Below are 7,710 nucleotides of genomic sequence, written 5' to 3'. Positions count from 1 at the left end.
GCGGGAAGATCTGTCCCTATGTCCAGGGATTCCCCTGGGCCCTGCCTTCCTCCATACGAATGGAGGAATACGGGGCCGAACTCCTGAGCCCGGTCTTTCATTTCGGCACCGGGGGAGGTCTCCTGCGCGAGGAATTCCGCCAGCTGGCGCGGCAGCTGGGGGTTTCCTGGTCGGAGATGAAAAAGGCCCTTTCCCGGGCCGAGGAGGCGCAGGAGGACTTTTATCGCTGGTTGAGAGCCCGGGGGGAGGAGATCCTGGAGGGCCTTGCCCCCGGCGAGCCGGCCCTGGTCATCGTGGGGCGGCCCTACAATGCCTTTGACCCCGGGGCCAATCTGGCCATTCACAATAAGATCCGGAGCCTGGGGGTGGTGGGGATACCCGTGGATATGCTGCCCCTGGACAGGGTGAAGACCCTGGATGGGCTGGAGGGGATGTACTGGCGTTACGGCCAGAGGATCCTCCTGGCGGCCCATTTCTGCCGGGAACATCCCCGCCTTTTCCCGGTCTTTATCACCAATTTTTCCTGTGGTCCGGATTCTTTTATAGAACATTTCTTCGAGGAGCTCCTGGCCGGGAAACCCTATCTTCAGATCGAGATCGACGAACACAGCGCCGATGCCGGGGTGGTTACCCGCATCGAGGCCTTTCTGGACAGTATCAAGGGGAAATTCCGTTCGGTCCCTCCGCCGCGGCGCCCCTCCAGGCCCCGTATTCGTCCCACCGACGGACGCACCCTGTACATCCCCTATATGGCGGATCATGCCCGGGTGCTGGCGGCGGCTTTCCGGGCCTGCGGGGTAAAGGCCGAGGTCCTTCCCGAACCCGACGACCAGGCCCTCTTTTACGGACGCCGTTATACCAGCGGTAAGGAATGTTACCCCACCATTTTGACCACCGGAGACATGATTAAACTGATAAAGAGCCCGGACTTCGATCCCTCCCGGGTGGCTTTCTTCATGCCCTCCGGAGCCGGTCCCTGCCGATTCGGGCAGTACAATCGCCTGCATCGCAAGATCCTGGATGAACTGGGGTTTCCGGAGGTCCCGATCTATTCCCCTCAGCAGGACGTGAAGCTTTACGAGGACCTGGGCATGGTGGGAGGAGACTTCACCCGCCTTACCTGGAAGGGGCTCATCTGCATGGATCTCCTGGACAAATTCCTGCGCGAGACCCGTCCCTATGAGGTGAATCCCGGGGAGACGGAGCGGGTTTACTGGGAAGCGGTGGAACGGCTGGAGCGAGCCATAGAATCACGGGAGGATCTCCTGCCGGTTATGGCGGAGATTCGGGAAAAATTCGTGCGCATTCCGGTCAGGGACAAGGGACTCAAACCGGTGGTGGGGATCGTGGGCGAGATTTATGTGCGTTCCAACCGTTATGCCAACGAGGACATAGTCCGGGTTCTGGAGTCTCTGGGAGCCGAAGTATGGCTCCCCACCATCGCCGAGTGGTTCTATTACATCAACTACACCTCCAAACGCTGGGCCAAGCGGATGCGTCTCTGGCGAAACCTGATCAAGCTGGTGATTGAGAACCGGGTGCAGCTGGAGGATGAGCACCGCTTCGTGAACCTGGTACGGGATCTCCTGCGCACCGCCGAGGAACCCACGGTGGAGGAGATCATCAGACTGGCCCGCGAGTACATGAGTGATGAATTCGAGGGGGAGGCCATCCTTTCCGTGGGCAAGGCCCTGGATTATCTCCGCCACGGGGTGAACGGTATCATCAACGTGATTCCCTTTACCTGTATGCCCGGCACCGTGGTCTCCATGATGCTCAAGAGAGTGCGTGAGGAGCGGGGGTATGTGCCGGTGCTCACCGTGCCCTGCGACGGTCAGCGTTCCATGGGTACGCGCATGCGGATCGAGGCCTTCATGTACCAGGTAAGGGAGCACTTTGAGGAAAACCTTCTTCGCAGGAAACAATAAAAGGAGCGAAACCACGGAATTGGGGTTTGGGGAGGGAAGATTTTTGGCTTTTCGGGAAAAATCGGTTTTGGTTTCGGTTGACTTTGTGCTTCTTTTTTGCTAAGGCTAGAGGACGTGAATGGGAAAAGGTGTATGGGATTACTTTTGGGAGCTGGTAGGCGAGGCCCTGGGCGTGGGGCTGGCCATGGTGGGTGCGGTATTGGCCGGGGCCCTTTCCGGCTGGCTGGTGGACGAGAAGATCTTCCACGGGAAGACTTCCCCCTGGTTCACCATTCTGGGTTTTGCCCTGGGAGCCGCCGGGGGGATAAAGAATGTATTTTATTTTCAGAAACGCATGAATAAAGACAGGGAAGAAAGATGAATTTTTCCGCGCCTCCGGAAAAGGTGCTGCGCGATTTCGAGTTTCGAAACCTTTTGATGGGGCTATTCCTGGTGTTGATCTCTATTCCTCTTTTTCGGCAACCCAGGGCGGTCTTCAGTGTGCTCCTGGGGGTGGGGTTGAGTTTGCTGCTTTTCCAGTATCTCAAGCGGGATGGTCGGGAGATAGCTGCCCGGGCCCTGGCCGGGGTGCCGCACGGTAAGATTCTGCGCTCCTTCCTGTTCAAGTATTATCTGCGTCTTCTGGCGGTGGGGCTTTTTCTGGGGATCCTCTTTTATTTCCGGTTGATCCATCCGGTGCCCCTTACGTTGGGGCTTTCGGTGGGGGTAATCCAGCTTTTCTGGACCCTTTTGGAACTGGGTATGAGAAAAATATTGGCTCAGGCCAGATAAGGAGGGAGGCTTATGGAAGAACCTATTTTCTTGTTGTGTTTGCTTTTACAGAAACTGGGGTTGCCTTCCGGAGAGGAGTTCTATTATCACGCCCATCCGGAGGGCAGTCTGGTGGGGGGTCTATTTCAGTTTAAGCTGGAGTATTTCCTGGCCCCGCATATGGTCTATGGGTACCTGGCCATGTTGCTTATCCTGGTCTTGGCCCTGCTCGGAGCCCGCCGGGGAGAGTTCATTCCCTCCGGGCTTCAGAATTTCTGGGAGCTGGTGATCGAGACCCTTTACAATTTCACCCGGGATAATCTGCCGGACCCCAAACATCTGAAGCGCGATGTCTTTCCGCTGGTGTTTCCTCTCATCGTGATGTTTGCCCTCTTTATCGGGGTCTCCAATTTTATGAGTCTTATTCCGGGGTTTGCCTGTCCCACGGCCAATATAAACGTCACCCTGGGGCTCACTCTGATAACCATTGTTTATTATCATATTCTGGGTTTCTGGTTCCATGGTCTGGGATACATCAAACATTTTTTTGGGCCCATTAAGTGGCTGGCTCCGCTGATGTTCTTTATCGAGGTTTTCAGTCACCTGGGGCGGATCATTTCTCTTTCCGTACGACTCTTTGCCAACATGTATTCCAAGGAGCTTCTGGTGGCCATCCTTCTCTTTCTGGCCGGAAAATATATGGCTCCTCTTCCCATCTTGCTTCTGGGAGTGATAGTGGCCTTTGTGCAGATGCTCATTTTTATAGCTCTTTCCATCGCTTACTTTGCCGGAGCGGTGGAGGAGGCCCATTAAGGCTTGCAGGGGGATGCGGGCCATCCCTGTATCCCCGGGAAGGATATAAAAAAATATTAAAAATCTGAAAGGAGGTTGGGGAGGATGAAGAAGGTACTGAGTCTTACGGTGTTTTTCCTTCTGGTAGGAGCCAGTCTGGCTCTGGCGGCTGAGGGTGGAGCCGGTTCTCTGGGCTTCGGGTTCCTGGGGGCTGTGGTCCTGGGGGCCTGTCTGGGGGTAGGAGTGGCGGCCAGCGGATGCGGCGTGGGCATGGGACACGCTACCCGCGGAGCCTGTGAAGGTATCGCCCGTAATCCGGAACTGGCCGGAAAGCTTACCGTGACCATGATTCTGGGTCTGGCCTTCATCGAGGCCCTGACCCTCTATGCCCTGGTGCTTGGCTTCTATCTCATCTTCGCCAAGCTCGGAAGCTTCATGGCTCTGGCCGGTCTGGGCGGCTAACGCAGGGGTACATTCCGATCCTTGAGGGCCGTGGGGGAAGTCCTTCACGGCCCTTTTCCTTTAAGTTAACCTTAAGACATGCCGGTTCGGGTATTTACCGCTGCCCTTTCCGGGGTGGAGGCCTTTCCGGTAGAGGTGGAGGTGGATCTGGCCTTCGGGCTGCCGGGGACCACCATCGTGGGGCTCCCGGATAGCACGGTGCGGGAAAGCCGGGAGAGGATCCGGGCGGCGATAAAAAATTCCGGTTACGAATATCCCGATCGACGCATTACCATCAATCTTTCCCCTGCGGATGTCAAAAAAGAGGGATCCGGCTTCGATTTGCCCATGGCCGTGGGGCTGCTGTCCGCCACCGGGGTCCTTCCCCCGGAGGCCGTGGAAAGGCATCTTTTCCTGGGGGAGCTGGCCCTTGACGGTCGTTTGAAAGCCACCCGAGGTGTGCTTCCGGTGGCTCTGGCCGCGGGAAGATTCGGGTTCGAGACCCTGGTGGTCCCCCGCGAGAACGGATCCGAAGCGGCCCTGGCTCCCGGGATTCGGGTTCTGGCCGCGGAACATCTGGCGCAGCTGGTGGAGTATTTCCATGGACGAGCGGAAATCCCCTCCGTATCTCCGCCTTCTCCGTCCACCCATTCCTATTCCGAGGATCTTTCGGATATAGTAGGGCAGGAGACCGCCCGTCGTGCCCTGGAAATAGCCGCAGCCGGAGGGCACAATCTGCTCTTGGTAGGCCCTCCCGGAGCCGGAAAGACCATGCTGGCCCGCAGGCTTCCCACCATCTTGCCGGAGATGAGCTGGGAGGAGGCCCTGGAGACCACGCGGATCTACAGTGTGGCCGGGCTTCTTCCCCCGGAACATCCCCTGGTTCTTTCGCGTCCCTTTCGCAGTCCCCACCATACCATCTCCGAGGTGGGGCTTATCGGTGGAGGGGCGCAGCTTCGCCCCGGAGAGATCTCTCTAGCCCACCACGGGGTGCTTTTTCTGGACGAGCTTCCGGAGTTCAACCGTCGGGCTCTTGAGGCCCTGCGAGAGCCGCTGGAGGAGGGCCGGGTTACCATAACCCGGGCTACGGGTAGCGTTACCTTCCCGGCGCGTTTTCTCCTGGTGTGCGCCATGAATCCCTGTCGTTGCGGATATTACGGGGATCCCCGGCGACCCTGTCGATGCACCCCTCAGGAAATAAGACGCTACCGATCCCGACTTTCAGGGCCGCTCCTGGATCGTATCGATCTCCAGCTGGAGGTGCCGGCGGTGGATCACCGGGAACTTGCGGCCGAAAGGCGGGGGGAACCCTCGGAGGTGGTGCGCCGGCGGGTAATCCGGGCCCGTAAACGTCAGGAGGAACGTTACGGGGTCCCCGGGAAGACCAATGCCTGCCTCACCGTCCGGGAGGTGCAGGAATGGTGCCGTCCGGACCGGGAGGGACGTCAGCTGTTGGAAAAAGCCGGAGACAAACTGGGGCTCTCGGCCCGGGCCTATCACCGGATTCTCCGGGTGGCCCGCACCATCGCCGACCTCGAGGAGGCGGAGAGTATTTCGGTACGCCATATCTCGGAGGCCATCCAGTATCGAAGTCTGGATCGGGCCCTGCCCTGAGAAAGAGTTGGGGGTAAAATAATTTTATGACCTTCACCGAAAGAGTTAAGGCCCGAAGCGAACCTTTTTTTCTTCCCCTGGTACGGCTATTGAGCCGTCTGCGGGTTCATCCTTCTACGGTTTCCGTGGCGGGTTTTATCGGGGTGGTCCTTGCCGGGGTGATCCTGGCCCTGGGGCATCTGCGCCTGGGGGGGCTTTTGTTGGCCCTTTTCGGGCCTCTGGATGCCGTGGATGGTATGCTGGCCCGTAAGACCAATCAGGTTTCCACCTTCGGGGCCTTCCTGGATTCCACCCTGGACCGCTACGCGGAAATCGCTCTTTTCCTGGGACTCACCTACTATTTTCTCCGCCTCGGAAACCACTGGGGGGTAATCCTCTGCCTCCTTACCCTTACCGGTTCCCTTATGGTCAGTTATACCCGGGCCCGGGCCGAAGGCCTTGGTCTTTCCTGTAAGGTGGGACTTTTTACCCGTTTCGAACGCCTGCTGGTTCTTACCGTGGGCCTGGTCTTCGGAGGACTGATCCCGATCCTGGCCCTCTTGAGTCTGCTTACCCATTTTACGGCCCTGCAACGTATTCTCCATGTGCGCCGACAGAGCCGGGGGTAAAGGGCTCCTTTACGTGGTGGCCACCCCCATCGGGAATCTTCGCGATATTACCCTTCGAGCCCTGGAGGTCCTGAAAGAGGCGGATCTGATCCTCTGTGAGGATACCCGCACTACCCGGAAACTCCTGACTTATTATCAGATCTCTGGAAAACGGCTGCGCAGTTTCTACAAGGACAACGAGGCTCAACGCGTGCCCGAAGTCCTGGAGGCCCTGAGACGGGGATGGAAGGTGGCCCTGGTTTCTGAGGCCGGGACTCCGGGTATCTCCGATCCCGGAGCCCTGCTGGTGCGAGAGGTCCGCAAGGCCGCCTTTGCCGTGGTTCCTGTGCCGGGTCCATCGGCCCTTACCACCTTCCTTTCCGTTTCGGGACAGGATTTAAGCGGAGGTTTTATGTTCCTGGGATTCTCCCCCGCCCGTAAAACCGAGCGAAAGAAACTCCTGCAGCAGCTCAGGGATTACCCCTATCCCATGGTGTTTTTCGTTCCTCCGCATCGTTTGAGGACCTTTCTCCGGGAGGCCCTGGAAATCCTGGGGGACCGTTCCGTGGTGCTCGGACATGAACTTACCAAGATGCACGAGGAAGTACGGAGCTTCTCCCTGAGAGAGGCCGCTGAATATTTCGAAACCACCGCGCCCAAGGGAGAATATATCCTTCTTTTGGAGGGGCGGAGCAACGAGCCGGACCTTTCCATGGAAGAGATCCTTGCCGCGATCGAGGATCTTCGCCGGAAAGGGTATCCTCTCAAGGAGGCGGTAAAGGAGATGGCCCGACGTTATGGACTCTCCACCAAGGAACTTTATGCCCTGGCCCTGCGCCGCAAGCGGGATTAACCCCTCTCTTTAAGACTTCCCCAGACCACCTGGCCGTAGGAGAGGCCTCCGTCGTTCGGAGGGACCTCCTCGGAGAAGACGGGTTTAAGGCCCCGGGCGGAAAGCGCTCTCATTACCATCTCAAGGAAGAGGGCGTTCTGAAAACAGCCTCCGGAAAGGGCCACCTCCCGGATCCCGTCAAGACCCGAAAGCTCTGCCGCAGCCCGGGAGAGGGTCCGGGCCAGCCCCAGATGGAACCTCCGGGCAATAAGCTCCCGGGGAACCCCTCGCTTGAGATCCCGGAGGGCCGCGGCGAGGAAGGCCTCCGGGGAGATCGTTCCGGAGGAGGGATCGAATTCCACGAGGTATCCGGCATCCCTTTCCTTCTCGGCCTCCGCGGACAGGCTTTCAAGCCTTAAGGCCAGTTCCCCCTCGTAGGAATTGACCGAGCCGCAGCCCAGGATCACCGCCAGGGCCTCAAAGAGCCTTCCGGCACTTGAGGTGCGCGGAACATTGAGGCCCCGGGCAAGCTGTATCTCCACCAGCCGGATCTTTTCCGCGGAAAGCTCCGGCACCCGGGAAAGGAGGATTCTTCGGGCCTCATCAGGGGCAAAGAGTTTGAGCAGCAGGGCCAGGGCCACCCGCCAGGGTTCACGCTCGGCGGCCTCGCCCCCGGGAAGTTCGAAGGGGCGAAGGTGAGCCAGACGCTGGAAGCGCGGCCCCTCAAGCCGAAGGACCTCTCCGCCCCAGATGGTGCGATCCGTTC

The 7,710-nt window shown here is 58.8% G+C and carries 8 protein-coding genes and 1 pseudogene; 8 read left to right on the top strand and 1 reads right to left on the bottom strand.

The genetic code is table 11. The annotated features are described in order from the left end of the window. From F8J34_RS09165 to rsmI, 8 genes are all read left to right on the top strand, one after another. A partial coding sequence (locus tag F8J34_RS09165) for an acyl-CoA dehydratase activase-related protein (RefSeq protein WP_297058675.1) occupies nucleotides 1–1,928 on the top strand: 1,928 nt, incomplete at its 5' end. 118 nt (nucleotides 1,929–2,046) lie between these two features. Beyond that, on the top strand, nucleotides 2,047–2,289 hold the full coding sequence (locus F8J34_RS09160; protein WP_297058672.1) for an AtpZ/AtpI family protein: 243 nt from the start codon (nucleotides 2,047–2,049) through the stop codon (nucleotides 2,287–2,289). Continuing rightward, a complete protein-coding gene (locus F8J34_RS09155) occupies nucleotides 2,286–2,699 on the top strand; it encodes an ATP synthase subunit I (RefSeq protein ID WP_297058669.1) in 414 nt (137 codons plus the stop codon). Before F8J34_RS09160 ends, F8J34_RS09155 begins: the two co-directional genes overlap by 4 nt. Before the next feature lie 12 nt (nucleotides 2,700–2,711). Continuing rightward, complete coding sequence (gene atpB, locus F8J34_RS09150; RefSeq protein ID WP_297058664.1) at nucleotides 2,712–3,491, top strand: F0F1 ATP synthase subunit A; 780 nt, start codon at nucleotides 2,712–2,714, stop codon at nucleotides 3,489–3,491. Between the two features lie 84 nt (nucleotides 3,492–3,575). Then, nucleotides 3,576–3,932, top strand: a complete 357-nt coding sequence (atpE, locus tag F8J34_RS09145; protein ID WP_297058663.1) for an ATP synthase F0 subunit C — start codon at nucleotides 3,576–3,578, stop codon at nucleotides 3,930–3,932. Nucleotides 3,933–4,010: 78 nt separating this feature from the next. Beyond that, nucleotides 4,011–5,525: a YifB family Mg chelatase-like AAA ATPase gene (locus tag F8J34_RS09140; RefSeq protein WP_297058660.1), complete on the top strand. Its 1,515-nt coding sequence runs from the start codon at nucleotides 4,011–4,013 to the stop codon at nucleotides 5,523–5,525. 26 nt (nucleotides 5,526–5,551) lie between these two features. Further along, nucleotides 5,552–6,133: a CDP-alcohol phosphatidyltransferase family protein gene (locus F8J34_RS09135; RefSeq protein ID WP_297058656.1), complete on the top strand. Its 582-nt coding sequence runs from the start codon at nucleotides 5,552–5,554 to the stop codon at nucleotides 6,131–6,133. Beyond that, nucleotides 6,108–6,965 carry a 16S rRNA (cytidine(1402)-2'-O)-methyltransferase gene (gene rsmI, locus F8J34_RS09130; RefSeq protein WP_297058654.1) on the top strand — a complete coding sequence of 286 codons (858 nt, stop codon included), beginning with the start codon at nucleotides 6,108–6,110 and terminating at the stop codon, nucleotides 6,963–6,965. Before F8J34_RS09135 ends, rsmI begins: the two co-directional genes overlap by 26 nt. Here the strand turns inward: rsmI and F8J34_RS09125 are convergent. Next, nucleotides 6,962–7,710 (bottom strand): annotated as a pseudogene (locus F8J34_RS09125) (hypothetical protein); the annotation flags it as partial. The gene rsmI and the pseudogene F8J34_RS09125 overlap by 4 nt on opposite strands.

It is taken from the genome of Thermosulfurimonas sp. (assembly GCF_015491435.1).
Classification (GTDB): domain Bacteria; phylum Desulfobacterota; class Thermodesulfobacteria; order Thermodesulfobacteriales; family Thermodesulfobacteriaceae; genus Thermosulfurimonas_A.
The sequence above is the reverse complement of the archived record's forward strand: the minus strand, read 5'-3'. Positions and strand labels throughout refer to the sequence as shown.

Bases quoted from the DNA above. Each gene is read 5' to 3' on its own strand.
- atpE (WP_297058663.1), top strand. From the start codon at position 3,576: ATGAAGAAGGTACTGAGTCTTACGGTGTTTTTCCTTCTGGTAGGAGCC.
- F8J34_RS09140 (WP_297058660.1), top strand. From the start codon at position 4,011: ATGCCGGTTCGGGTATTTACCGCTGCCCTTTCCGGGGTGGAGGCCTTT.
- rsmI (WP_297058654.1), top strand. From the start codon at position 6,108: ATGTGCGCCGACAGAGCCGGGGGTAAAGGGCTCCTTTACGTGGTGGCC.
- atpB (WP_297058664.1), top strand. From the start codon at position 2,712: ATGGAAGAACCTATTTTCTTGTTGTGTTTGCTTTTACAGAAACTGGGG.
- F8J34_RS09160 (WP_297058672.1), top strand. From the start codon at position 2,047: ATGGGAAAAGGTGTATGGGATTACTTTTGGGAGCTGGTAGGCGAGGCC.
- F8J34_RS09155 (WP_297058669.1), top strand. From the start codon at position 2,286: ATGAATTTTTCCGCGCCTCCGGAAAAGGTGCTGCGCGATTTCGAGTTT.
- F8J34_RS09135 (WP_297058656.1), top strand. From the start codon at position 5,552: ATGACCTTCACCGAAAGAGTTAAGGCCCGAAGCGAACCTTTTTTTCTT.